The organism is Paenibacillus sp. N3/727, from assembly GCF_022637315.1.
Classification (GTDB): Bacteria; Bacillota; Bacilli; order Paenibacillales; family Paenibacillaceae; genus Paenibacillus_AQ; species Paenibacillus_AQ uliginis.
Genome location: NZ_CP093336.1, coordinates 263,977 through 290,020, shown reverse-complemented (window position 1 = coordinate 290,020; position 26,044 = coordinate 263,977). Strand labels below are relative to the sequence as shown.

The 26,044-nt window shown below is 43.1% G+C and carries 23 protein-coding genes and 1 other RNA gene; 6 read left to right on the top strand and 18 right to left on the bottom strand.

Going from position 1 to position 26,044, the window contains the following annotated elements; translation table 11 throughout:
• Nucleotides 1–2 precede the first annotated feature (2 nt).
• A complete protein-coding gene (locus MNQ98_RS01420) occupies nt 3–569 on the bottom strand; it encodes a copper amine oxidase N-terminal domain-containing protein (RefSeq protein ID WP_241931569.1) in 567 nt (188 codons plus the stop codon).
• A gap of 201 nt (nt 570–770) precedes the next feature.
• Between MNQ98_RS01420 and MNQ98_RS01415 the strand changes: the two genes are divergently transcribed.
• Nucleotides 771–1,220 (top strand): hypothetical protein, encoded by a 450-nt coding sequence (locus MNQ98_RS01415; protein ID WP_241931568.1) that lies wholly within the window; start codon nt 771–773, stop codon nt 1,218–1,220.
• Between the two features lie 974 nt (nt 1,221–2,194).
• Nucleotides 2,195–2,590 (top strand): VOC family protein, encoded by a 396-nt coding sequence (locus MNQ98_RS01410; RefSeq protein ID WP_208916372.1) that lies wholly within the window; start codon nt 2,195–2,197, stop codon nt 2,588–2,590.
• Between the two features lie 126 nt (nt 2,591–2,716).
• Here MNQ98_RS01410 and MNQ98_RS01405 read toward each other — a convergent pair whose 3' ends face one another.
• Entirely contained in the window at nt 2,717–3,163 is a 447-nt protein-coding gene (locus tag MNQ98_RS01405) for a hypothetical protein (RefSeq protein ID WP_241931567.1), read from the bottom strand.
• 472 nt (nt 3,164–3,635) lie between these two features.
• Here MNQ98_RS01405 and MNQ98_RS01400 point away from each other — a divergent pair, with 472 nt between their 5' ends.
• The 3 genes from MNQ98_RS01400 (at nt 3,636) to MNQ98_RS01390 (ending at nt 6,576) form a co-directional block, all read left to right on the top strand.
• Nucleotides 3,636–4,202: a TetR/AcrR family transcriptional regulator gene (locus MNQ98_RS01400; RefSeq protein ID WP_241931566.1), complete on the top strand. Its 567-nt coding sequence runs from the start codon at nt 3,636–3,638 to the stop codon at nt 4,200–4,202.
• Nucleotides 4,203–4,263: 61 nt separating this feature from the next.
• Nucleotides 4,264–6,120, top strand: coding sequence for an alpha/beta fold hydrolase (locus MNQ98_RS01395; RefSeq protein WP_241931565.1), 1,857 nt, complete (start codon nt 4,264–4,266; stop codon nt 6,118–6,120).
• Between the two features lie 57 nt (nt 6,121–6,177).
• Nucleotides 6,178–6,576 (top strand): MBL fold metallo-hydrolase, encoded by a 399-nt coding sequence (locus MNQ98_RS01390; RefSeq protein ID WP_241931564.1) that lies wholly within the window; start codon nt 6,178–6,180, stop codon nt 6,574–6,576.
• A gap of 427 nt (nt 6,577–7,003) precedes the next feature.
• Here MNQ98_RS01390 and MNQ98_RS01385 read toward each other — a convergent pair whose 3' ends face one another.
• On the bottom strand, nt 7,004–7,966 hold the full coding sequence (locus MNQ98_RS01385) for an amidohydrolase family protein (RefSeq protein WP_241931563.1): 963 nt from the start codon (nt 7,964–7,966) through the stop codon (nt 7,004–7,006).
• An 889-nt stretch (nt 7,967–8,855) separates the two neighbouring features.
• Here MNQ98_RS01385 and MNQ98_RS01380 point away from each other — a divergent pair.
• Nucleotides 8,856–9,200, top strand: coding sequence for a hypothetical protein (locus MNQ98_RS01380; protein ID WP_241931562.1), 345 nt, complete (start codon nt 8,856–8,858; stop codon nt 9,198–9,200).
• A 200-nt stretch (nt 9,201–9,400) separates the two neighbouring features.
• Here the strand turns inward: MNQ98_RS01380 and MNQ98_RS01375 are convergent, their stop codons facing one another.
• The 15 genes from MNQ98_RS01375 to MNQ98_RS01305 all read right to left on the bottom strand — a co-directional run bounded on the left by MNQ98_RS01375 (nt 9,401) and on the right by MNQ98_RS01305 (nt 25,887).
• Nucleotides 9,401–10,831: a PQQ-dependent sugar dehydrogenase gene (locus tag MNQ98_RS01375; protein ID WP_241931561.1), complete on the bottom strand. Its 1,431-nt coding sequence runs from the start codon at nt 10,829–10,831 to the stop codon at nt 9,401–9,403.
• A gap of 6 nt (nt 10,832–10,837) precedes the next feature.
• Nucleotides 10,838–11,422 carry a hypothetical protein gene (locus tag MNQ98_RS01370; RefSeq protein ID WP_241931560.1) on the bottom strand — a complete coding sequence of 195 codons (585 nt, stop codon included), beginning with the start codon at nt 11,420–11,422 and terminating at the stop codon, nt 10,838–10,840.
• A gap of 24 nt (nt 11,423–11,446) precedes the next feature.
• Nucleotides 11,447–12,196, bottom strand: a complete 750-nt coding sequence (locus tag MNQ98_RS01365; protein WP_241931559.1) for an energy-coupling factor transporter transmembrane component T family protein — start codon at nt 12,194–12,196, stop codon at nt 11,447–11,449.
• Nucleotides 12,197–12,206: 10 nt separating this feature from the next.
• Complete coding sequence (locus tag MNQ98_RS01360) at nt 12,207–13,007, bottom strand: ATP-binding cassette domain-containing protein (RefSeq protein WP_241931558.1); 801 nt, start codon at nt 13,005–13,007, stop codon at nt 12,207–12,209.
• 26 nt (nt 13,008–13,033) lie between these two features.
• Nucleotides 13,034–13,882, bottom strand: a complete 849-nt coding sequence (locus MNQ98_RS01355; protein ID WP_241931557.1) for an ATP-binding cassette domain-containing protein — start codon at nt 13,880–13,882, stop codon at nt 13,034–13,036.
• A 175-nt stretch (nt 13,883–14,057) separates the two neighbouring features.
• Nucleotides 14,058–14,366, bottom strand: a complete 309-nt coding sequence (locus tag MNQ98_RS01350; protein WP_241931556.1) for a hypothetical protein — start codon at nt 14,364–14,366, stop codon at nt 14,058–14,060.
• 206 nt (nt 14,367–14,572) lie between these two features.
• A complete protein-coding gene (locus tag MNQ98_RS01345) occupies nt 14,573–15,934 on the bottom strand; it encodes a BaiN/RdsA family NAD(P)/FAD-dependent oxidoreductase (RefSeq protein WP_241931555.1) in 1,362 nt (453 codons plus the stop codon).
• Nucleotides 15,931–17,244, bottom strand: coding sequence for a BaiN/RdsA family NAD(P)/FAD-dependent oxidoreductase (locus MNQ98_RS01340; RefSeq protein WP_241931554.1), 1,314 nt, complete (start codon nt 17,242–17,244; stop codon nt 15,931–15,933). Before MNQ98_RS01340 ends, MNQ98_RS01345 begins: the two co-directional genes overlap by 4 nt.
• A 419-nt stretch (nt 17,245–17,663) precedes the next feature.
• Nucleotides 17,664–19,358 carry a methyl-accepting chemotaxis protein gene (locus MNQ98_RS01335; protein ID WP_241931553.1) on the bottom strand — a complete coding sequence of 565 codons (1,695 nt, stop codon included), beginning with the start codon at nt 19,356–19,358 and terminating at the stop codon, nt 17,664–17,666.
• 461 nt (nt 19,359–19,819) lie between these two features.
• The gene (locus MNQ98_RS01330) at nt 19,820–20,287 is read right to left on the bottom strand and encodes a hypothetical protein (protein ID WP_241931552.1); all 468 of its coding nucleotides are present in this window, start codon (nt 20,285–20,287) and stop codon (nt 19,820–19,822) included.
• Between the two features lie 177 nt (nt 20,288–20,464).
• Nucleotides 20,465–20,829: a transfer-messenger RNA gene (gene ssrA, locus MNQ98_RS01325) on the bottom strand.
• Between the two features lie 402 nt (nt 20,830–21,231).
• Nucleotides 21,232–21,711 (bottom strand): SsrA-binding protein SmpB, encoded by a 480-nt coding sequence (gene smpB, locus MNQ98_RS01320; protein WP_208916403.1) that lies wholly within the window; start codon nt 21,709–21,711, stop codon nt 21,232–21,234.
• Nucleotides 21,712–21,970: 259 nt separating this feature from the next.
• Nucleotides 21,971–24,745: a ribonuclease R gene (gene rnr, locus MNQ98_RS01315; protein WP_241933814.1), complete on the bottom strand. Its 2,775-nt coding sequence runs from the start codon at nt 24,743–24,745 to the stop codon at nt 21,971–21,973.
• A gap of 233 nt (nt 24,746–24,978) precedes the next feature.
• Nucleotides 24,979–25,209 carry a preprotein translocase subunit SecG gene (gene secG / locus MNQ98_RS01310; RefSeq protein WP_208916405.1) on the bottom strand — a complete coding sequence of 77 codons (231 nt, stop codon included), beginning with the start codon at nt 25,207–25,209 and terminating at the stop codon, nt 24,979–24,981.
• A gap of 228 nt (nt 25,210–25,437) precedes the next feature.
• Nucleotides 25,438–25,887, bottom strand: a complete 450-nt coding sequence (locus MNQ98_RS01305) for a PaaI family thioesterase (RefSeq protein WP_241931551.1) — start codon at nt 25,885–25,887, stop codon at nt 25,438–25,440.
• Nucleotides 25,888–26,044 lie beyond the last annotated feature (157 nt).

Here is a 26,044-nt window from a genome sequence, read left to right as displayed (position 1 = left end):
TATTAACCTGGAAAAGACAATGCATTCTCAGCATAAGGATCGAATTTATTTATGGACATGGCAAGCCCATTATAAAAAGTATAAATATCTCCCGTATACTTATCGATCCAAAAATCATACATGACGGGAACGACATAATAACAATCATTTTCCGATGCCACTTTCAAATGAGAAATCACATTCCGAAGAATGGCCTTGTCATCATCCTGACCAGGCTTTTCGCTCGCGCCAAGAGGAATAAACTCCCCAAATTTCTTTTCATAAGCGATGACTAATTCCTGTTTTAACTTTGCGATTGCCGCTTCTTCGGAAAGTATCTTGGCATCGCTTGGATATCTACTGATCAGCACATGAGGCAGTCTTGGGAGAATATGCAGCTGCGTTAGGTCTTTGCCATTAAAATAATCCACTTTCGCATTTGGAGCTTCCGCAACAAATCTCAGAGGCACATAGGTGTAATGTTGAATGATTTTGGGCGCGACATCCATATTGAATGTTTTACCGTTCATTTTGGCGTTCTTATCATCTATAAATAATCGGCAGATGCTCTTGATAGTCGATAAATTCATACAGATAACTCAATGGCAAGGAACTCCTTTTTAAATATAGGCTTTAGGCCTTAAACTTAACTTATACACAAATCTTTCATATCTATCATTTTTTTCAAAATAATACTTAATGAATTAAAACATCCTGAATTTCACTACCAAATCCTTACTATGCCTGATAGACTAACGAATGTACTTTTATATTATTCCAAGGGGGAAAACATGAAGAACTTCACAAAATTTCTATCTATTTTATTCGCCGCAGTGATTATATTATCTGGATGCTCAAGTAATAATGCTGCGGATTCGCAGGATCGATCTGCGAATGAGAAGCTGGCATTATCCTATGTCACGGACTACCACAATGGAACGAAAGAGGACAGAAATAAGTTTGTTGATGAGAGTATACACCCTGATGTGCAAGGTAAATTCCGTGTTGGTGCTAAAAGAGCGATTCCGGAGGACCAGCAGCTGAAGGATCCGAAGGTTGCAGAATCTGTGGCATATGATGACGGAGACACAAAAGGATCATTAGTACTCATTCAATCGGCAGACGATAAAGAAATGATTGCGCTGATTACCGAAAATAAAGTTTACATGAGTTTTTCTCTAGAGAACACGTCTCAGGATTCGTACCAAGAAATACGTAGTTCATTTAAAACTGCTAAATAATGAAATGGCAAAAGAGCCACCTGATCTGAGCTGACCCCCGTCAGTAGACATTAGATTAAAATGATTAAGCTGCCTTAGCTCGTACTTCCATCGGGCTAAGGCTGTTTAGTTTTTTCTGCAACCGCTAATCGTGGTAGAAATGAATGTACTCATCAATATGCCCCCCTCCTCACCTCCATGTGAATCATTATGTACGGAATGTACACTATGTAGTACATACACACCTGACGCGAAATATGCTCGAATATAAAAAGACAACATTCGACAAATCTTTATTTTTTGTTATAAGATACAAATTGATTGTTAAGAATAAAATAAAACGGATGGATGATTATGTTACAACTACTGCCTTTCATGATCGAAAAAATAGGAATTAATGAATGAGCGTCAACCGTATGTGGATCAATTTAGCAAAAAATCGCACTATCCTGCCCGTTAGCTTAACGTCGCTGCCAGTTCATAACTTTATATTCAAGACACATCCAATCAAAAGAACCGGCCATCATGGCCGGTTCTTTATTCTCGAGTAATTTAGATGATTTCATCCTTCAATAAACCAATCACCACGCTCAAGCATAACTACACATTCTCTTGATTTTTTATTAGTAGAAGATAAAGAGAATGAGGTTTTTTAACTATTCGTGTATGAATAAGAATTCAAGAGATGAAACCAATCTTTTTCCTAATATTCCCGCGTTGAGTCATACCGTTACTTATGATCTTGTTCATCAACTGCAACAGACCAAGACTTGACTACGTCATTGATAAAACCGAAGTGTTCCCACTAGTCTAAAATTAAAGCATTTGCTTTAAATTTCAGATCGTATATAAATGGCATGTTGGCCTTATCTTAAAACTTCATATCCCTGAAACGCAAAATCCACATCCGGATTTTCAATTAAATTTTATATTTTTAGTGAAAAAGGATAGTATAATAATAAAAAATGTAGGAAGTCAAACCATAGGAGGAAATCATGGGCCGACTAGTTCATTTCGAAATTCATGTAGATGACATGGAACGTGCTAAGAAGTTTTATGGCGAGGTATTTGGATGGACGTTTGAGGATTGGAGTGATTATGCTGGAATGCCTTATTTGGGAGCTGTGACAGGCGATGCAAATGAACCCGGAATTAACGGGGCTTTGATGCAACGTCAAGGCGCTTCCCCCCAACCCGGTCAGGCTATGAATGGTTATGCATGTACTATGGGAGTAGAAGACTACGATTCTACTGAAACAAAAATTCTTAATCTTGGAGGCAAGCTCGCATTGCCAAAGTATGCACTGCCTGGAATGGCGTGGCAAGGATATTACATTGACACCGAAGGGAATATTTTTGGTATTCATCAGCCAGACGAGCATGCAAAATAGAGCTATACACTCGCATAGACAAAAGCCCGACCTCACACGGTCGGGCTTAGCTTTCAAAAAAATATCTATAGATCGGTCATAGCTTAAATGCTATGTTCATTTTTTATATAGGTTACACTCATAAACTTATCTTGTAGATATAAAATCTTTATATGTAATTATAGTATGAACTATACCAAAAATAACAGTTGGTACTATGGCAAAATAATTGCAGAGCCACATTTCCGCTAATATGAAATAAATAACTGGAAAAATCGCCATACATAAAAGTACAAGTATATTTTTATGTCCAGTAAATAATAGAATCCATAACACATAATAAGCAATCAAAAATATAGCCATACCAATTATGTAATTGCTCTTGAAAGGTATCATTTGTTTTGATATAACAATCACAAGAAGAGCCATATAGACAAATTGGCTTCCATGCTCAATTAAATCTAACACTTTATGACTTTCTTCAGACCCTCCTGTTGGTATTGAATTTGGAATAGCAAAATAAAGTATGTTAGGAATCATTGGTAATAAGACAACCAAAAAACCTTTCCAAGAAAATCCCCAATAATAATCCATGCATAATTGCTCCTTTCGAGTCCGAACGAGCTAAAAAGCGACCTCACGCGGTCGCTTTTCTAATAATCCATATGGAGGCGAACCGTGGTTATGCAAAACCACAATTCGCCGCCGCGTGATGATTCGATTGTTTGGGGAGGTGGCCTAAGCTTGCTTACTTATCATCTCTAGCCCTGATCCCTAGCCCTTTTATGCCATTGTTGACATGTCCAAGAAACGTGAAATTTCAATTATTGACTTACGCTAAGCTGCTCATGCTTATTCTCATTGCAAAGCGTCGCATCCGATAACCAAACATTTTAAGTAGAGTAAAACGGTTGGAATGAGTCAAAAACAGCTTCTAAATCCTCTCTACTATCACGTATAACGGCATTAACTTACTAATTTAACAATAATTTCAACTGTCCTATCTTCTCACTTGCAACATACAAATTAGTACTGTATAGTTCTAGTTATGACAAAGGTAAAATTAATGAATCAAAAACGTGTGATTGAAGTAGCGGCAACATTATTTTTAGAAAAAGGATTTGCTTATACAAGTATGGATGAATTAGTGCGTGTAAGCAAAGTATCAAAATCTAATGTGTATTATCACTTTTCTGATAAGGAAGAATTGTTAGAAGGGGTCGTTGATTATTGGATTGAAACGTATCAGCGTGCAATTGATCAAATACTTTCTCAGAACCAATTATCAGTTGAAGATCGTGTCCAGATGTTTTTAAAGCATCTATCGCAGGGAGTTCAGTCAAGAGAGTATAAGGGTGGCTGTCCATTTATTACTCTTTATATTCAAAGTCCTACATATGCTACGCACATAAAAGAAAAAATAGGTCTCTTTTTTACAGGATTACAAATGAAAGTCTCTCTATTATTAAAACAAGGAGTAGAAAAAGGAGAGTTTAGAAATACGATTCATATTGACGAGGTAGCGGCACTTTTTATAACGAATCTTGAAGGAGCGCTGTTTATTTCAGAAACATTGAAGGATGCAACTGTTATCACGAAAACAGCCAGCCAATTTATTAACTTGCTTCGATAAGAGAAGCATTTTTTTTACACTAAATTAGTACTAAATAGTACTAAAAGGGAGAGCGGATGATGTGAGGACAATATTTTTAACAGGTGGAACAGGCTTTATTGGGAGGCAATTAGTGGAGGAACTTCTTAAAGAAGATGTTATGATTTTTCTTTTAGTGAGGTCGAAAAGTAAAGCAACACGTACTTTTCAAGAAAAAGGTATTTTAAACGAGGCAGCCATGCACTTTATTGAAGGTGATTTGACGAAAACAGATTTAGGTTTAAGTGATGAAGATAAGGATAGGGTATTGAACACGGATGTTATTATTCACGCAGGTGGACAAATGGATATTCAAGCGACAAAGCAAGAGGCAACATCTGTATTTTTAAACGGTGCCAAGCATATCAGTGAATTCGCTAAAAGTATCCATCAATTGAAGGGCTTGCAGCAATTTATTCATGTAGTAGGATATATGACCCCCTTTGATGATAAAAATAATAAGGTTGCGATTGATGTGTTTAAAGAAGGTCACGACTATTTAAAAATAAAAAACCCTTATGAAAGAACAAAATTTTTAGCAGATCTTTATATTCGCCAGCAGGCATCTGCAATAGGCTATCCGCTTTCTGTGATTAATCCACCAACTGTAGTCGGCAGTAGTAAAACGGGGAGTACGGAGCAAGTAGCAGGCTTAGGCTTGCTTGTGACGAGTATGCGAAGAGGGCTAATGCCAGTTATTCCTGGAGGCAAGGGGTATAAATTACCACTTATTTCAAACGATGAGCTAGCGAAGTTTATTGTTCAGGTTTTTAAGCTGGAGCATTCGTCTATTCAAACATATACACTTGTTCAAGACAAACAGCTTGATCCGGATATATCCCAATTATTAGACGTTATGTCAGAAAGCATGAATATGACAGCACCTAAAATCTCTGTGCCCATTCGTTTCATGAAGGCACTTATGAAAAGTGGGATAAGTAAAATAACAAAAATCCCATCTGATGGACTGAACTTTATTACAAATAGAAAGTTTTCAAATGATTTATCGAAAAAAATCATGGGAGGTGATTGGTTTAATAAGACGAGTGTAATGAAATTTTTCCCAGTCGTAGTAGCGGATTTGGATTATCGCTTGACGTATCAGAATGACCAGCATAATCATGCATTTGAACGAGCATTAATCGGAAACACTGTGATTTATCAAATACAAGGAGAGGGTAAACCGTTTATTTTATTGCACGGTTTATTGAGTGATGGAGAGGATTTATTTCCATTAGGAATAGAGCTTCATGAAAAAACTGGTCAACCTATATGGATTGTAGATCTTCCAGGTTTAGGACGTTCCCCTTTTAAACGAGAAAAAAATCTTCTGAATCTCTATTTGAATTTAGTGAAAGAGTTATTAGGAAAATCTACTAATGGTGCACACTGGATTGGCCATTCCTTCGGATCGGTTATTCTGCTGGAATCATTAGTGCGAGAGTACATAGATACGAAGAATACTATTACTTTACTTCAGCCACCTGTTGCGAAAAGAATTTCTAAATCGTTTAATGCTCCTCAATTTATGAACAAATGGGCATTGAAGTTAGCAACTGCTAATTCAATAGGACGTTATTTAATTGGTAATGGTCTGTTTGAAAATACGGAGAGCATTCCGAAACATTATATTGCAAAAGTAAGCAGCAGCTTTACTTCGCCTAGAATTTTAAATACCACTCTTCAGCTTAACCGTTTTCTATCGAAAGACTATCAGGGTGATTTCACCAAAGTACCAAGGTATAATCTTCATATTATTTGGGGAAATCATGATAGAAACTATTCTGCTCCATTACATCTTGGTAAGGTTGATGTTGTTCCATATGGTCATCATTTTCCTCTTAGCCATCCGAGGGAAACGGCTGATTTGGTTATAAAAAGTAGGGCTTTTAACACCTAGTTCCTATATACTATGAAATTAAACCGGTCGGTATTAAAATTAGAGGAGTTGTCTAGTATGCTCATTACGGGGCAACATGCTCCGGGGCTTTCTGGCAAGTTACTCGGGCCGGTTTCCGGTTTTATCTTGAATACAATGAAAGAAGGTTCTATTTATATCGTTGGTGACTGTATTTATACGCCTGCTATTGAAGCGGCTTTTCGTAAGTACATTCCGGATATTGCTATTTTGAATACAGGGGAGGCAGAGATGATATGGGGAACCGTTATCACCATGGCACGTGAAGATATCGCTCGCATAGCCCGATTGTCACCGAGGACCAAGCTCCTTGCCCTACATCTGAATACCATCAACCACTGTAAATTGAGCCGAAATCAGCTTACCAAGTTTCTGAAGGAACAACATCTGGAGGGTTCCGTTTGGGTTCCTGAAGACGGTGAGGTCGTTTCTTTTTGACTCCCCTTTCCTTTTTGAGCGTATACGCCGAGAGGTGAGAAGGTCAGCGATATGTAGAAGGGTAAGGATCATGTAGATGTAATACTAAAGATTAAGACGGAAGAAAAGCAAAAATCCACAACCTCATTGCGGTTGTGGATTTACATGGTGGAGGCGAGGGGAATGTTCATATCTCCATCTTACTTGCTCACGAAGCTATCCTCCGCCGACGATATTAGAGGGTGGATATAAACGCCGTGCTCGTTCGCTTTGCTTCCTGCGCGCGGACTGAACCCTGGGTTCGACCCCTCGAGACTCCACCAATGCAAAAAGGACACCTCTGAGGTGTCCTTTTTCATGTTGGTGGAGGCGAGGGGAGTCGAACCCCTGTCCGAAGGCAACGCCACATAGGTGTCTACGAGTGTAGTCAAACTCTCTGAACCGACTCTTACTCTTTTAAACCTGTCAGACGAATTTCGTTAAGCTCTTCAGGTGTCATCAAACCGGATTTGTAAAGATTCATATATTCCTGAGAAACACTTTGGTTAAAGATCAACAAATCATCGGTATTTATGGTCACTGGGACTCCATATTCATATAGATTGCGAATGGGATGGGTACCATAGCTCTCAGCCACACCAAGCATAATATTGCTAGTCGGACAAACATTCAATTGGATATGATTCTCGGATAACCATCTCATGATCTGAGGTGAGCTGGCTGCCGTAATCCCATGATGGACCTCCTGAAGCTCCAACTCCTCGACGGCCTCCATGACATCATCAGCGGTACCAAACTCCCCCACATGAGCTTTTAGAGTCAGTCCCGCAGCTTTTGCGGCTCTGTAGATAGATTTGAAGCATGCAATAGGCTGAGCAAATTCATCACTGCAGATATCGATCGACCGGAACCATTGGCAAGCCAATATAGCATCCAGACGTGCGTATACTTCATCTACATTACAGGCTCGATCTAAGGCCAGTTCCGGCAAAAACTTCGTTCGGGGAGCATAACAACGATGAAAGTCATTCATTATCCGCAAAAATGGCTCCATTCCCCCCAAAGCATCAATCTCATCTAACCCAAAGCTTAACGCCAATCTTTCAATGTGATCCTCGGCCGCCTGTACAAAGGAAGCTTCGATACGTTTTAAATAGCCTTCAATACCGGGGCAATGTCGTTTCACATTTTCATCAAACCAGCTCTGCATTCCATGCAACGATTGAAACGGCTCTGTCGGCGGTTGAATACTAACATTAGCCCATTCACCAATATATTCAATCGTCCCTCCGCGTCCAGCGTGGTTATGCAAATCGCTTTTTGGTATGGCTTGCAATCCCATAAGAGATTCATTCATTAAGCTATCTATAAATACTTGTTTGATAGAGAACTCCTCAAGTTCAAGCGACACTCCCAACAATCCTTTCAAGGTTTTGGAATAGGATAAATCCATAGTCCTTCGTAATATTTTTCTGGGATATCCGTTGATTGCATCAGCGTCATCCACTCGAAAACAGTACCGACGAGGACGATGAAGGAATTTAACTACAACAACAATTGTTGTGAAAGCATATCCCACTTTAAATTGAGCCCCATCCCGGCACATGGGCAATGCAGAGTATGAGCACGCTAACAGGTTATTACAGGACGTGAGATACATTTCGGTTAAAATAATAATGCAAAATCTCTCGGAGTATGCACATCATTTATGCTCTAAAATGACATTTGTAGACCAATCGGGTATATGATCTACACAATATATCATCTTATTATGCTTAATTTCTGCAATAATAATTGGTTCATATGTATTATCTATGATGACAACTTGATCCGCAATAGCTAGAGCGCTGGCTTTAGATTTTGTAAAGACTGATCGCAAATACAGTCATCACAGGTATGGTATCACTCATGATACTCAAACTCCTGCTGTTTTCCGGTTATGTCATAAATAATCTCAAATTTATTACCTTCTGCATCCTCACGGACTCGTTTATTGTTCTTTATATAATCAACAATTCTTTTTTGTATGAAGTCTGGTTCATCATCAGTAGTTAACTCTCTTATCATTTCAGTTTGAAATATGGTCTGTTCCACTTACGTAGCAATCATTGACTCATCATAAGTAAGTTATATAGTAGAATACTAGTAGATAGTATAAACCTTGACAGGTGCGGGTCTGAGTTTTTACGTGTTGCCGCTGAATACTATATCCCTCTATTTTCGATGTATCTTCTTTTGTTATTTTAAAATTTATGTTTTATTCACTACTACTATATTACCTAGCTGAAGGAGATCTCTTGATGAAACACACATTAAATATTATCCCAGATAAATGGAAATGGAATGGAATTGTAACTATCGGTGGCATATTAATAGGGGCAGGACTTGCTGATTGCCTATTCGCCATTAATCAACTAGATTTAAATCAAATAGCTAGAGGGTTAACGATCTTTAGTGCAGGCCTTACCATTTTAGTCGTAATGGATAACTCCAAAACGCAAAAGGATACCGAGAAAATTCAAAAAGAAACTCAGCTTCGATTAGAAAAAGTAGAGGATAAGCTAAATGCGATTCATCAATCTCAACAAATGACTGAAAAACAACTTCAAGAAATAAAAGAACTGCTACATAAATCAAATTCGTAGAAATCATCACATAAACACCATACTCATACCTTTGTTCCAGACGTAAAGGCAAAAACACCATCCTCATACGGATGGTGTTCATGATGGTGGAGGCGAACCATGACTGTGCAAATCCACAATTCGCCGAAATATGTCACGAACTTCTAACCTGAAATGTCATTCTAAGCAGGTCCATCAGCAAGGGGAGTTGACAAGTGTAATTATGGAACAATTTCATAAACAGTACCTTGGTTAAAATCAGTTACTTTCATAGAACCATAAACACCAAAATATAGTCTGGTATGATCTAAATTCGTTCCCAAACTAACATAATAAGCTGATTGAGATCCAAAATTATAATCGGTTTCAATAACACTAAAATCACTTAGTTTACAATCCGTCCTTACTCTAGTATAAGCTAAAACCCCTCTAACTGGAGGCCCAGCTCCTTCATCCCGGGCAAGATCGGTAAACACAACGCTTCCCGTTAGATCGGGGATTTGATTCCCCATATATGACTGGACGCCTGTAAGTGCAGTTCCTCCAAACTTATCGGGTCTGGGATCTTGATGAAAATAACTTGTTAAAGGCTGGATACGCCTCACAGAAGTTTTTATTGCTTCATTGTAATAAGCAATTGTTTTCTCATCCAAAGTCGGATTTGCAGAGCAGCCCCTTATAAACGAAGTAGGAAAAGCACCTTCCCACCCTCGCCAGCCAAAGTTAATAAATCCTTCTTGGTCAAGTTCAGAATTCATTAAAGAAGCTTGAATAAGCTCAGTAACCGGTATTGGTTTATAATGAACGAATGAAAAAATCGACTCTACCAAATCCTGTCCAACATTTCCCGTATATTTGAGATACTGATTATAATACCTTTGAAATGAAATGCCTGGTATATTGCGAACCCCTTTTGCAATTACCGTAAGCGTTTCCTGAATAGGTACGGGAAGTTCATTAAAACGTGTGACTACAGGTGGATTATCGATAAATGTATGCTTAACTACATCAATTTCAATGATTTTACCAGCTATCTCCATGTCGTCTTGGCTTAAATTAAATGGATCATAGCCTGATCCCCCATCTCCGGTTGTTAAAACAAGCTTTCCCGTTTCAGGTGAAAAGTTTAAGCTATTGACACCATTATGATTAAAAAATGGTCTTCTTAAATTAAGTAATGTCCGTCGTTTTTGAGGTTGACCATTCGATTGTAAAACCCATTCTTCAACTGTATCAATATGATCATATTGAGTTTCTCTATTTATCCACCTTAAGTTTAAAGTTCTGGGATCACACGGATTAGGCTTAAAAGGTTCAGGAAGAGCACCTGGACCTTGGGTTCCAGCTACTGAATAATGAAGATAAAACAGACCGTTATAATAAAATTGTGGATGAAACGCCAGCCCTAGCAATCCCCGTTCATCATATCCACCACCAGAGACACCTGGTTCAGAAACACCTAGTTTTATGATTCTCGGGCGAATATCCAAAAAAGTCCGTATAACTCCGTTTCCTATGCAAAAGATCTCTCCTACCTGGGTTGCAATAAATAATCGTTCAATTGAATCACCCGAAAGTATAGCTGTTTTCAAAACAGTGGGCATATTTAACTTACTTACAATGGGCCGTAAACCAACCTTAACTTTTATCAACTAGCATCACACTCCTTCTTTAGCTTTATTTAATCTCGCTAATAGCCGGAGGCTAATTTCCGTCCATATCCCGCTATAAATCAAGCTAAAAAGAAATATATACACGCTGATGTCAATCTGAAAATTTATCGGGACTGACGGTCCGAGTAATGGGAAGCGAAAGGCATATACGACAAGCGCAATACCAACCCATAACGCGACTGAGGAAAATAATACAACCTGAATCCGATTTTTGAAACGCGTAATACTAAAGCCCAATGCTAATCCTAGTAATCCTGTAGTGAATGGAAAGACGATTAATTCGCTTGGTTGAATGAGAAGCAATAACAAGATGCTAAGTGCATAGGCAGTAAGGCCCGAGCGTAACGAAATGAGCGTCGATAATACAATTGGGGCAGTTGAAAACGGGCTGATCAAGAATCCCGGTCCTGGTAAAAAGCCTCCCGCAGATTGGAATAATGCGGTAATGGTGCTAAAAAACGCAATGGTGATCAGTATTTTGGTTTGGTTTGCACCAACCTGGGGGAATATTTTTTCGGACTCCATTTGCGGTAACGGTTTTGTCCAATAATTTAGGAGAAGTTTACGCATTGTTCTGAAGCCTCTCTTCTTCCGTCATTTGAGGTAAAGAAAGATTAATGGAAACAGGAGCGCCAGGACCAAAACGATTATATCGTGTTTAGCTATCTTCAGTTGATAATAACCAGTTCGCTCGCATCCGGGTTGATAACATCGGGATTCCATGGCCTCTGACAATCGTTCTGCTCGCCTGATAATCACAAGGAGTAAAGGTGTCAAAAGTAAAAAAACATCTTTCCCCCTCCCTGCTATATTCCATCTGCCGTCATGCAATCCACGAACTCTCTGTGCCTGCAAGATTCGCATTGTGTCCTCCAAAAGAAGAGGCATATAAATAACAGCTACAGTGAACATAAACACAAACGTTTCCGTATTTATCCCTAAGCGACGCAGAGGGGTTAATAATTTACGGAGCCCCTCCATTTGTTTTTCAGGCGGCGTTGTGGATAACATCAACGTGATCATCAGGAAAAAGGAAAGCACTTTTAACGTCATTAGAGCTGCGGCTTCTATTCCATTTAAACTGGCTTGAAAGCCAGCCAATATTAATAGGAAGACAATAATACCTAGACTATTTTTCCATAACATAAGAAGACGAACCCCAGAAAGCAGATACAGGAATATGGCGATAACCATACAAACCAGGCTCATTATTAACGAATTAGATATGATAAGGGTTACCGAATAACTGAAAGCAAAACTATATTTTGAGCGGGGGTCCAGCCGGTGAAGTAAGGAATCGCCTGCTGCATACTGCAAGGAGGATAATGCGCCAAGGTTACTCATTGTCCATCTCCTAGCTACGTACGAGTCGTTCGGTTACGTAGGTGAGGAGCTTGTTCTCCTGCACAATCTCCGAATCGATGATTTCAGGGAAAATGAATTCAAGTTCCTTACATAGACGCAGTAGTGGGGTTCGAAATAAAGGAATGCCTGGATGATTAAGTACTCTTTGGATTGCGGTTGCTTTCAAGTCATAGACTAATTCTCCGTTATGTAAAATGACCAAACGATCTGCATGCTCCAATGCATCCTGAAGATCATGAGTAATGTAGACTATGGATATACGGCGTGTTCGTCTAAGAAAGGTCAGCAAAGCATGAAACTTCATACGGGCTAATGGATCAAGTCCAACTGTCGGTTCATCCAATATAAGAATATTTGGCTCTTTGATCAGTGCCCCTGCCAATGCAACAAGTCTTTTTTCTCCACCGCTAAGCTGAAAAGGGGATCGATTCTTGTACCGTTCAAAGTCCAACCCTATTAATTCCATCGCTTCTTTCACTTTGACCATTATTTCATGATCGCTATACTTCATCCTGCGAAGGCCAAAGCCGATATCCAGCAATACCGTTTCTTCAAACAACTGGTGCTCCGGGAATTGGGATACATAAGCGATTTTGTTCATTAATTGAGAACGGCTCTTTCTGTTGCTGATCGGGATATTATCCACATGCACTGTACCCTTATCCGGTTTCAACAAACCCGCACAGATCTGTCCCAACGTGGATTTTCCAGATCCGGATGAACCCATGATCGCAACAATTTGTCCATCAGGGATGGACAAATTAATACACTTAACCGCTCTATGCTCCATAGGTGTCCCTTTGGCATGCGTATAGCTTACATCGCAGAAATATATTCCCATATGGATTTAGCCAATTCCTTTTCCGTTTTGCAACCGCCTGAAAGCTCTATACCTCTCATGTAAAGCGCTTTTTTGAAGCGTACTACAAAAGGCGGTAGTGTATGAGCATCTTCGAGAATCTCGGACTGTTTCATTAAGGTGGGGACATCTCCCTCAAAAGCAAGTCTGCCTTGATTCAATACCAATATCCGATCTGCCCTTAATATGTCCTCCGGATCATGAGTCACCTGGATGACAGTGAATCCCTTTCGATGAAGATCAGACATTAGGCTGTGCAAAATGGCGGTATTTTGTGGATCCAACATGGATGTAGCTTCATCGAAAACGATAATTTGGGGATGCATGACAAGTATGCCCGCAATCGCAACCAACTGCTTCTGTCCTCCGGATAAGGTTCGAACGGGACGGTTCCGAAACTCCTCCAGTTGCAGTAAACTCATAACATGATCTACTCTCGAAATGATCTCATTCCTCTGGAACATCAGGTTTTGCAAACCGAATGCAATATCCTCTTCAACGGTTATTCCCACAATCTGTTCATCAGGGTTTTGAAAAATAACCCCAACACACTTGCGAATCTTAAGTAGATTCGCCATGTCGATATTTTCACCGAAGACATGCACTCTTCCCAAACTTGGTTTTAACAGGCCGTTCATTAATTTAATTAAAGTCGATTTCCCCGAACCGTTTCCTCCCACGATGGTTACCCATTCACCCGAAGCAATGCTGAAATTAATATCCTTTATGATCCATTCACTTTGCTCCGAATATCGAAATGAAACGTTCTCGAAGCGGACGGCTAGCGATTCGGAGGAATCGGTCATCTCGTTACCCCATTTCCAAAGTCTCGATACACAATATTGGATCAGCCATTTCGACCATATTATTTATACATTCACCATTTATATGATCAAAGGCTTGTTTGAATGTTAAATAGTCAGCCAAAAAGTGATACGATATACTGCATTAAAAAGAGCACCATATTAGGTGCTCTCTACCTTAACCTTCTATATATTGCGCATTTAAATGCTCAACCACTTCTAGCATTTTCCGAAAAATAATCTCATGCGATACTGCTACATACAGGTCTCCCTCATAATATCGGAAAGGAATTGTCACCTCTCCTAGCTGCCAAAGAAAAAAATCCCCCGGAATCGTCATTGTCGTATCAGCTGACCGAAAGGAATACTCCTCTGCATATACAAAATCCGTTTGAGTTTCAAAATAGCTTTTACATTCATCAAGAGACATGACTTTATCAAGGTGATTACCGTCCGCATTTCTCGTAATTCGATATCTAGTATTCATCCAGTACCCCCACAATCTTTAATACGTTATCTATTGTATACGAATCGCCTATAAGAGCATGTGAAGCCAATACAAAAACTAAATGCCGGAATAAAGAAAAATCCATCACCATACGGTTGTGGATTTACATAATGGAGGCGAACCGTGGCTGTGCAAATCCACAATTCGACGACGTGTGTTCCCTGCGTGCGAGGAGCAAACAACTATCAATCTTTTTCCATGATGCCTGTAAGTTGATCAGCAAGTGCCATCGCGGCGGAGTAGCCGGAGCTCCAGGCCCATTGCAGGTTATAGCCACCGCAATCTCCATCCACATCCATCACTTCGCCGGCAAAATAGAGCCCAGGCACTAGCTTCGATTCTAGCGTTCCTTCTCTTAACTCTGTTGTATCGATGCCGCCGGCCGTCGTTTGTGCATTCGTGAAGCCATTAGTATCGGTTACGATAAATTCCCAACGCTTTATGAGTTGGCACAAGATTTTCTTAGTTTTCCACGATAAATCCTGACATAGGAGGTTCGGCTCTTGATCGATCCCCGCCTCTTTCAACAGAATAGGGACCAGCTTCTTGTTAAAGATGCCGATCAAGGAAGCCGCAACAGTCCGATATCCGAACGTTCCCCAGTGCGTATCTAGAAAATTGACGACTTCTTCCTCCGTGCGATCCGGCATCAAATCAAGCGATAAGGTTACCTTTTCTCCTCTTGCGAGCTGATATGCAGCCTTCCGGCTTAGCTGGAGAATCGGCGGGCCGGAGACGCCGTAGTCTGTAAACAGGATTTCCCCATATTCGCTGCGAATAACTTCGCCGTTGACGATGATATGGCCCAATCCCTCGAATTTGACGCCGGACAACTCCTTTAGATTCGGATATTGCAGCTTCAATTGTACGATCCCGGGTACAGGATCGATCAGTGTGTGTCCCAGTCGCTGGGCAAGCGTATAACCAGATCCATCCGTTCCTGTCTTTGGTGCGGTAAGGCCGCCTGTACAGAGAAAGAGATAATCGCTGGTATACACGACCTCTCCCTCTGTCTCCGTTTGGCACAAAATCGTGAATCGCGGATGTCCCTTCGATGCGGTAACATCCAATACTTTGGTTTTGAAGTGTATCGGAACATACCGATCCTCTAGCGCAATTCGGAAAACTTCCAATACAGATGCAGCCTGCAGCGACATCGGATACATCCGGCCATTCTCCACGGCGATCAACGGAAGGCCGAGTGTGTTGAAGAAATCGATGGTATGCCGGACGCCGAATTGCTGAAGCACAGGCAGCGGGAATTCCATTTGATTGCTGTGATATTTACGCGATAGTGCGACCGCTTCGTCCGTACCCTTCGCCGTGGATTGGTTCGTAATGTTACAGCGACCATTGCCGGTCGTTAGTACCTTCTTTCCTACCCGGTCGTTGCCTTCTATGATCGCGGTATCGATCCCTCGGTCTCGCGCGGTAACGGCGGCCATAAGACCTGAAGCGCCTGCACCGATAATGAACAGCTCGTGGTGCATTGTAGATTTCGACTTATACATATGTGTTGAATTCATTCCTTTTTCTAATGGCTTCATTTGAAAATGTGTTTCCTTAACGCCATCGCGGCCGCATAGCCGGAACTCCAGGCCCATTGCAGGTTGTAGCCGCCGAATTCGCCGTCGACATCCATCACCTCGCCGGCAAAATAGAGCCCAGGCACAAGTTTGGATTCCAACGTGTCGGCGAAGAGCTCTTTTGTAACTATGCCACCGGCTGTCGCTTGTGCCTTCTCGAAGCTATGGGTATCTGTTACTTTGAAGTCCCAACGCTTCAATATTTTATAAAAGATCCCTTTAGTTTTCCACGAGAGATCCTGGCAGAGTAGGTTTGGCTCTTGATCGATTCCCGCCTCCTTCAGCAGGACAGGGATCAGCTTCTTGTGTAAAAACCCGATGAAGGATTCCGCGACCGGCCGGTGTGCGAATGTTCCCCAGTTCATCTCCAAGAATTCGATAACCTCCTCCTTCGTGCGGCTTGGCATCAAATCGATGGATAAAGTCACGGAATCCCCTCTCGAGAGATGAACGGCGGCTATCCGGCTGAGTTGAAGAATCGGTGGGCCGGAAAAGCCGTAATCGGCGCAGTGAATTTCGCCGGTTTCGCTGCGAACGACCTCGCCGTTCACGAGGATGTGGGCTCGTCCCTGGAGTTTAATGCCGGATAGAGCCTTCATATATGGATATTGCACCTTTAATTGCACTATTGCCGGCAAGGGCTCGACCATGGCGTGCCCCATGTTTTGGGCAAGCACATACCCAGACCCATCCGTCCCCGCATTCTGGCCAGTGAGGCCGCCCGTACATATAAACAGGTATTCGCTGGTATAGACAACTTGCTCCTCTGTCTCGTTTCGGCATGTAATCTTGAATCGCGGATGATCCGTCGATACGGTAACACCCAGCACTTTGTTGTTAAGGTATACCGGAACGTTCCGTTCCTCCAGAGCAAGCTCGAAAATATCCAACACGGATGCAGCCTGCAGCGACATCGGATACATTAAGCCCTCTTTCAATCTTGTAAGTGGCAATCCAAGCATATTGAAAAAATCAATGGTTTGACGGATGCCGAATTGCTGCAGCACAGGCAACGGAAATTCAGCCTGACTGCTATGATACTTACGCGATAAGGCCACCACTTCGTCGTCCGTACCCGTCGTAGTGGAATCGTTCGTAATATTGCAACGACCGTCACCTGTCATTGCGATTTTTTTCCCAATCCGGTCGTTACCCTCTAGAATGGCGGTATCGATACCCAAATCCCGCGCAGTAACGGCGGCCATGAGTCCTGATGCGCCTGCACCGATAATAATCAACTTGTGGTGCAAGAAAGTCTGATAATCGTGCATGGTTGGTCAATGCACCCCTTGTCCAATAGATTTATATATAGGAACTGTGTTTTTTCGAATGAAACTACGCTATATATAATTATAGCATAGGAGTATACACCACATAATCCCGATAGAATACTCCTGACATCACGCCCCATTACAGTAATACCCCAAATATATAAAAAATCCACAACCTTGTGCGGTTATGGATTTGTATGGTGGAGGAGAGGGGAGTCGAACTCTTGTGCGAAGGCAACACCACGTAGGTGTCTACGGGCGTAGTCACGGTTGATCAATGGCACACTTTTTTTCAACTGCTCGAATTCAAGCGAATCATAATTGCCCACCGCGAATTTCGGGAGCTCACTATCGTTCTTCACCAAGCCGCTATCATGGTTGTCGTAGATCACCAGTACCGTATTGTCCCACAATTCATTTTACACTTTAAATTTCATAACGAGAGCTTCCAAGCTTCGAGAATCTTTGCTAAGCAAGTCCGTAAGTGAAGCAACCTCCTGAACTAATGAGCTTTGCTTTGCAGTCATATCATTCACCGCTTTCACTCCTGTAAGCGATTCTTCAGCTATAGTTGCCATTTCGGTAACAGATGCTGCAATTTCTTCTGAGCTTGCCGCCATTTCTTCGCTAATAGCGGAAACCTCCTGAACTTGCCAAGCCACTTTCTGAGTGGATTTCAAAATGTTTTCAAATGATTCAATTGCTTCTTCCATCTTCTTTTGCCCATTCGATACTTCATTCGTCACTTCCTGCATTGCTCGTTCAGTTTCTTGAGAGTCTTTCATAATATCTTGCAGCAATCCGAATATTTGCCCTGCCGAAGCAGAGGAATGCTCCGCCAATTTCCTGATTTCGCTGGCCACTACAGAAAAGCCTCTACCATGTTCGCCTGCTCTTGCCGCTTCAATGGAGGCATTTAATGCAAGCAAATTCGTCTGATTCGATATTTCCGTGATGGCACTAACAATTTTCTCAATATGAGATGAGCGATCTTTCAAATTGGATACGATGTCTACTGTTGAACTTACAGAATCGCTAATTTGAGCCATCTGCCTGCTAACTTCCTGTATAAAGTTCACGCCGCTTGCCGCCTCTTTCTCCGTCTCAGTTGCGACATTAGCAAGATCCTCTGCGGATCCGGCGATGCGCTGCACACCTACAGACATTTCATTGATTGCATGTGAAGCATCCAGTGTGCTTTGTACCGATGTTGTCGCCCCTTGCTCAATACCTGCTCCCTGTCTCGTAATTTCCTCTGTCGCACTTGCAGTTTCTTTCGTATTTTCGACCAATTTACTCGATGAACTCATTACACTACGAGAGGCATTACGGACATCTATAATAATGGATTGCAGGGTTTCCAACATAGCATTTAAGGATTTCGATATTTCTCCAATTTCATCCTTGCCGGAGTAATCCAGTCGTCCAGTAAGATCACCCCCGCTCTGAGCAATTTCGGTGATCTTTTTATTGACTAACTTAAGCGGTTTCAACTTAACAAAAATAATAATAAATATTGCAAGTAATGCTCCAAATGTAATTATAAGCACTAGAACGGTTACCGTAAGCATCTGGCTTGCTTTTTGCTTTGCAGCGTTTGCTTCATTTTCCGCTCTAGTATTCATCTTTTGCTGAAACTGCTCGAGCGGCTTCATAATGGTCTTTTTAGTTGTATCGTAATTGCTGTCAAACATGAGTTCCCTGGCTTTGGTAAAATCTTTGTCCTCTACAGCTTTCATTGCATCATATTCTGTCTTGACAAGAACATCCGAAATTTCTTTTGACTTTGAAATAAGATCCAGCTCTTCTTTAGGCGCGCCCAATGCAGTTAATCTCTCCACTACATGATCTCTGGTTTTGGTCTCATTTACTTCCTTCCAGTAGTTGTCATAGTGGACTTTATCTCCGAACTGCACGAAAGCCCTTGCTTCGTTAGTCAAATAGTCCGAGGAGTTGGCTAAATCGATTCCTAATTGCTTGAATTCTGCTTGCCTTTTTACTGTGGTGCGTTCCTGCCCTACGCTCTTTTGAAGACTATACACACTAATTCCGTTCAGGACCGTCAGAAAAATAAACACTCCACTCATCGCTTTAAGCCAGGTAGAAATCTTCATTTTAAGCCCCACTCCTTTATTATGAAAAAGCCCTTATTAGAATTTATCGGTCGACTTTATTCGACAAAAAATAGGCCTTTATATCTATTTCTAAAGATGTGTATTTTAATCCTGTTTACAACTTTCGTAGCAAATACGTGTGTGTATACTGGTTCGATTTCTATGACGAAGCCATCATGCTCCAACAAAAAAAGCAGCTGTCACAGAAGAAACTCTGCGTCAACTGCTTTCTACGTTTAAAGAGTATTTTGATCTTTTTAAAACTGTAGGTTACTGGAAAAGCAAAATCCACAAAGCTGAACAATTGGATTGATGCACTAGGCAGCGGCAGTGATTGCTCGACACTCTCACTTTACCAAACAAAGCGGTGTTTTTCTATTTTCGTCAAGCTACGTATTCTATCGCTTTCAATCCCTTATTGCATCTGCTTTTAAGCTGATTTTTGACCTGCGAAAGTTGAGTTACCTAAGATATGTCATCTTAATATCTACAAGGGTATCCAAATTGATTTCAATCCCCATATCCTCATGTTCATTAATAGCAATTAATGTTTTATCTTTGATACTTAATTTTTTTATAGGATTTGTTTCATCAAAAAAGATACCCCAAACCAAATTGTCATTTGCATCTGTGCAAGCAATGAAGCCTTCATTTCCCATTTGCCCATCCCCGCCATAAATTTTACCGCCTTGATAGTCAATATTCGTCCATGCATCAACCATTGTCCAGCATTCGGCGTCATATTTTTCAATACTTTCAATAGTTGTATCACACTGGGGATAACAGTAAATTTTGCGCTCATTGTTGTTAGGATTGTAATATGTCGCGACATTTAAAATGATTATTTTGCCATTTGGAAAAGCAATGCAATTAATTCCAGGTAACTCACGTTGTTCAGCAGACCAATGTTTAATTATTAAATTGCTCATAACTTTATCCTTTCAAATTTTTTTCACAAGAGTTGTAATATACTTTCTAATACTATAAATCAGGAATCTTTTGTTCAACTCGTCTACAAGAATTGAGATCACCAAAGTCTCGTGTCTACAATCCGTCTACAATTTCAGGCATAATAAAAACCCAGCCTTATTAGGACTGGGTTTTAACAATGGAGGCGAGGGGAGTCGAACCCCTGTCCGAAGATAACGACAACACAAGCTTCTACGGGTGTAGTGACAGATTTGATGTCACCCTAGAGACTCCCTGTCACCGGATTCCCTTCAGGTCAGCCTGATTATCTTCTTCAGCACACCCCAGGCGGAGATGTGACAGCGTATCCCACTAAAGTTGGGCCCTTATCTCGGCACATGGGCGATGCAGAGTAAGAGCACGCTCACAGGTTATTAAGCTGCGAAAGCGTAGTTGTTTTGTTGTTTGCCGTTTAATAGGCTTTAGCGTTGATGAAGTGGACGCGTCCCCACTACCCGCTACTCATGCCCGAACTATCCCCGTCGAATCCAAAAACGCCCCCTTAATGTGAGAAACAGCGACCTTCCTTTATGGAAGTGAACTGTCTACTCAAAAGGGCTTCCGGATTAGATCAAAGACGATCAGCCATAGCAGATCGATCTATTCCGCATCCTTTCCCTCCAAGAAAGAATGACGAAGCTTTACGCTTGTTTTCAATGATCTTAACGATCTCTTACATCACTTAGTATATCACATTTTGCTGCAAAGTGATATACATTTCACAGGGAGAGTAGCTAAAAGCTGCCATCCGCTGTGTTTATCATTACACGATATGCTCATGACTTAGACATGATGCCACATTCGTATTGTTCTTACAAATCACTGTAAAAAAGCACAATTTGATGAGCCATCTTCGATATACATCCAATAGGCAATATTTCTCTCACGACTACACCATGCCAGCTTATCTCGCGATCTTCTGCTTCTCACGCAGAGCACGCTGGATATCACGCTGAGCATCACGTTTCGCAGCCGTATCCCGCTTATCGTATTGCTTCTTACCTTTACCCAAGCCGAGCAGCAGCTTTGCATAACCGTTACGAACGTAAACCTTCAACGGCACAATAGAGTAGCCGTCCTGCTTGGACTGGCCCAGCAGCTTGCGGATCTGCTCCTTATGCATAAGAAGCTTCCGGGTCCGGGTTGGATCCGTTGGATTGCTTCGGTTGCCCTGTTCAAACGGGCTGATGTGCATGTTATGGATATGGATCTCACCATTCCGGATCGTAGCAAAAGCATCCCCGATGTTCGCGCGGCCATTACGTATAGATTTAATCTCCGTTCCGGTCAGCACCATACCGGCTTCATACGTATCTTCGATGAAGTAATCATGGGAAGCTTTCTTGTTCTGGGCCAGAACCTTCCCGTCACTTTTCTTACCCATAGGATCACTCCTTATCCCCTAAAAATAACTACCAAATGAAACAAAAGAACTCCTGGAAGATGCCTTAACAAAAGCAACCTTACCAGAAGTCCATTGTATCAACAGAACCCGTCAAAAGCAAGGCAGGACAAGCGTTTGGGAGCTTTTATTCCCATAACGAAAGTCCAGCTGGAAAAAGAGCCTTAACCAAAATAAAACTGCTTCTCCCAGCCGATGTACTTTGCTTTATTGCATTTGGTTTGGCATCTCAAGGTTCCAGCTACTTTTTCTTCTTCCGCACAAAAGCGGCTGTGCCGTTTCCACCGTTGCCTTTGCTTTTACGCTTGCGTCCGCCTCCGGCACCTGGTCCAGGCGTTGGTCCTTCCCCGATAAAAACACCACTGCCGGACGTTTTTTTGCGCCGGCTCTTGCCGCCGTTATCACCTTTTCCGCTGTAACCACTTCTAGCGTTACGGTCAAAACCAGTGGAGCTTGCGCCCTGCGAGCTGTAACCACCTTTGCCGCTGCCGAAGCCGAAGCTTTGCTGCTGCTCACCAGCAGCCCCGCCTGCTTCGCCAACGCGGATACCAGTGCCGCCAGCCTGCCCGGCATCTCCGCTACGCTTGCCGCCTCTGCCGCCATTGCCGCTGCTTTCGCTGCCTGCAGCAGCCGCGTCTCCGCCGCGCTTGCCGCGTCTACCGCCGAGGCCACCATTCTCGCCGCCTGCAGTAGGTGCATCACCGCCGCGCTTGCCGCGTCTACCGCCGAGGCCACCATTCTCGCCGCCTGAAGCAGGCGCCTCACCACTACGCTTACCGCCGCGGCCTGGTTTGGCACCTCCACGCGCGCCACCATCACGGCCGCCAAATCCGCGACCGCCCTGTCCAGCGCGGCCTCCGCGTTCGCCTTGGCTACGCGGCTTCATATCCACCATCTCAAAATCGATGGTGTGTTCGTCCATGTTCACGTTCGCCACGCGGACCTTCACATCATCACCGATCCGGTAAACCTTCGAAGTCCGCTCGCCGATCAACGCCATGTGCTGCTCATCAAAGTGGTAATAGTCGTCTGTCAATCCTCCGAGACGGATCAACCCTTCTACTGTATTCTCCAGCTCAATAAACATACCGAAGCTCGTTACACTGCTGATAATCCCTTCGAATTCTTCGCCGACCTTATCCAGCATGTACTCGGCTTTCTTGAGTGCTTCCGTATCCCGCTCTGCATCGACTGCTACACGCTCTCGTTCAGACGATTGCTGAGCAACGTCCGGCATCCGTTCCGCCAAATATTCCTGACGCTTCTCGGACAGCATGTTGCCGTTCTCAACCACTTCCCGGATAACCCGGTGAATGACAAGGTCCGGATAACGGCGGATCGGCGACGTAAAGTGGGAGTAATACTCGGCCGCAAGCCCAAAATGCCCAGTGCTCTCGGCATCGTACTTCGCCTGCTTCATCGAACGGAGCATCATCGTGCTAAGCACCGTCTGCTCCTTCGTGCCTTGGATCGCCTCCAGCAGATTTTGCAGCGCCCGTGGATGAATCGAGTTACCCCGCCCCTTTACGTGATGCCCAAAATTCGCCGCAAACGCCATAAAGTTCTGTAGCTTCTCCTGATCCGGATCCTCGTGAATCCGGTAAATGAACGGAACCTTCAACCAGTGGAAATGCTCTGCCACTGTTTCGTTGGCCGCCAACATGAATTCCTCGATAATCTGCTCGGCGATGGAGCGCTCTCTTTTGACGATATCTATCGCTTTACCGTTCTCGTCCACGATGACCTTGGATTCCACAAAATCAAAGTCTACCGCGCCGCGCTGCATCCGGCGATTTCTCAGCTTTAACGCAAGCTCGCGCATCAGCCTGAAGTCGTCCACCAGATCGCTGTAGCGTTCGATCAGCTCCGGGTCCTCGTCGATCAAAATTTTACGGACATTGTTGTACGTCATCCGCTCTTTCGTCTTGATCACACTTGTGAAGACGTCATGCTTCACAACCTTCATCTGCTCGTTGAACTCCATCTCACAAGACAATGTAAGACGGTCCACCTGCGGATTCAAACTGCAAATACCGTTGGACAGACGGTGAGGAAGCATCGGAATTACCCGGTCTACAAGATACACACTGCAGCCCCGGTTATACGCTTCAATATCCAAAGGCGAACCCTCGCGTACGTAGTAACCTACATCCGCGATATGTACGCCCAGCTTGTAATTACCGTTAGACAACCGCTCCACATTAACTGCATCATCAAGATCCTTGGCATCCTCGCCGTCAATCGTTACGATGTTCAGCCCGCGTAGATCCCGGCGTCCCTGCTGCACAATCTCTTCGTCCGTAATAGAGTCAGGCGCATGATCCGCCTCCGCCAGCACTTCCTCCGGAAATCCTTCCGGCAGCTGATGCTTCCGGATAATTGACAGGATATCTATGCCCGGGTCGTCCTTATGGCCGAGTATCTCCACAACCTCGCCCTCAGCAGCCGCCCGTCCTTCCGGATAGCTTACCAGCTTCACAACAACCTTTACACCGTCCACAGCACCGTTAATAGCATGCTTCGGTATGAATATATCCCGGTTAATCCGCTTATCATCCGGCAACACAAATCCATATGCCTCATGATTCTGGAACACGCCTACCACCTGGGTAACTGCGCGTGTTACAATGCGCACCACTTCCCCTTCCAGCTTACCGCCAGCCGGGCTCTTCGAACTGACGCGTACAAGCACAATATCGCCGTTCATTGCGCTTTTCAGGTCATTCGCATGAATGTACACATCGGGATGCTCACGATCATCCGGAATGAGAAATGCAAAGCCCTTGGAATGGACCTGCAGGCGTCCCCGCTGCAAATCCAACCGCTCCGGCACACCGTAGCGCTGGTTACTGGTTAGAAGGATTTTTCCAGACTGCTCCAGCTCATTCAACAGCTTCAGAAATTCGCGGAATTCATGTGCGTCACTTATTCCAAAATGCTTCTCCAATTCCTGATACGTCATCGGTTTATAGTCGGTTTCCCGCATAAATTCCAATATTATTTCTTCTGTTATCATCATTATCACCTCGAGGGAACGTGCGCTCCTGTTCGTCTTATACCGCAAATGTATCTATTGTTTACCTTCATAATACTCATACCCTAGTATACACGAATTTAATCCCGGGTATCCTTATCACCATGTCTCAGCGCAGAGGCAGCAATAAATCAAAACCATAATATGTATGTATGACAAATATAAAAAAACCTCCGCTCTTCCATAGTTGAAAAAGCGAAGGTTATGCTTGTGTACTATTTCAAGACAGCGACAACGACTGCTAGAATAAAGAATCCCGCCGCTACCCCAACGGTCACGCGCTGCAGCACGAGCTCCATACCGCGGGCTTTAGTCTTACCGAAAAGATGTTCCGCACCGCCGGAGATGGCACCGGAAAGACCTGCACTTTTCCCTTTCTGCAGAAGAACAATTGCAATCAACGCGATCGAGAAAACAACAAGCAGCACCTCAAAAAACATTACCAATACTTCCACCTCCTAAACGTGTAAACATCCGAATTTATTACAATTAATATAATCAAAGATTCACATAGAAAAACAGCATTCTTATTGTAGCATAGCTACAAAGGATTGACAAGGCAGATGTGGCGATCTAAGGAAGTTACCGGCATATCTTTTTAGTCTTCCAAACAAAGCATCAAAGGCCTGCCTATCTTCAAGATGAAGAATGGCAGACCACTGATATTCCCTGCATCACTTCACACGAAACGATCCGGTGCTGATAGCCACCAGTTCACCGTTTCCGTCTGTGATCCGGGATTCCGTCGTAACAGACCGCCGTGTGCCGTGAACGATGTTCGCCTTCACCGTCAGCCGCCCTTCCCTCGCGGGTTTCACAAAATGCACGTTCAAATTGCTGGTCACGGTCGATTCACCGGGGCGATCCAGCATAACCGCAATCCCCATCGCATTATCCATTAGAGAAGAGAGAACGCCACCGTGGACGATCCCCATCATATTCATATGATGCGGCTGTGCATCCAGTGTAACGACTACCCCTTCCCTACCAGCAGACTCCATCTTACAACCGAGGTATCCCCAAAAGGTCGGTTCGGCAGCCTTGGTCATGGCCTGGATATATGCCTCACGTTCCTCTTCGCTCGGTTGAGGTTTCATGTCCGGTTCGGTATTGGCATGTTTCATAAAAGAAAGCACCTCCTCTCTTCATCATCTGCGCTCTTGCGTCCACTGGGACACTGGATCAATGATCATCCACTTCCCTTATCAAGCACAAGACACAGCATTTTGCCAAGTGAGCGGTTGGTCCCACAGCACAAGCCACCCCACAGGATAAGCCGAC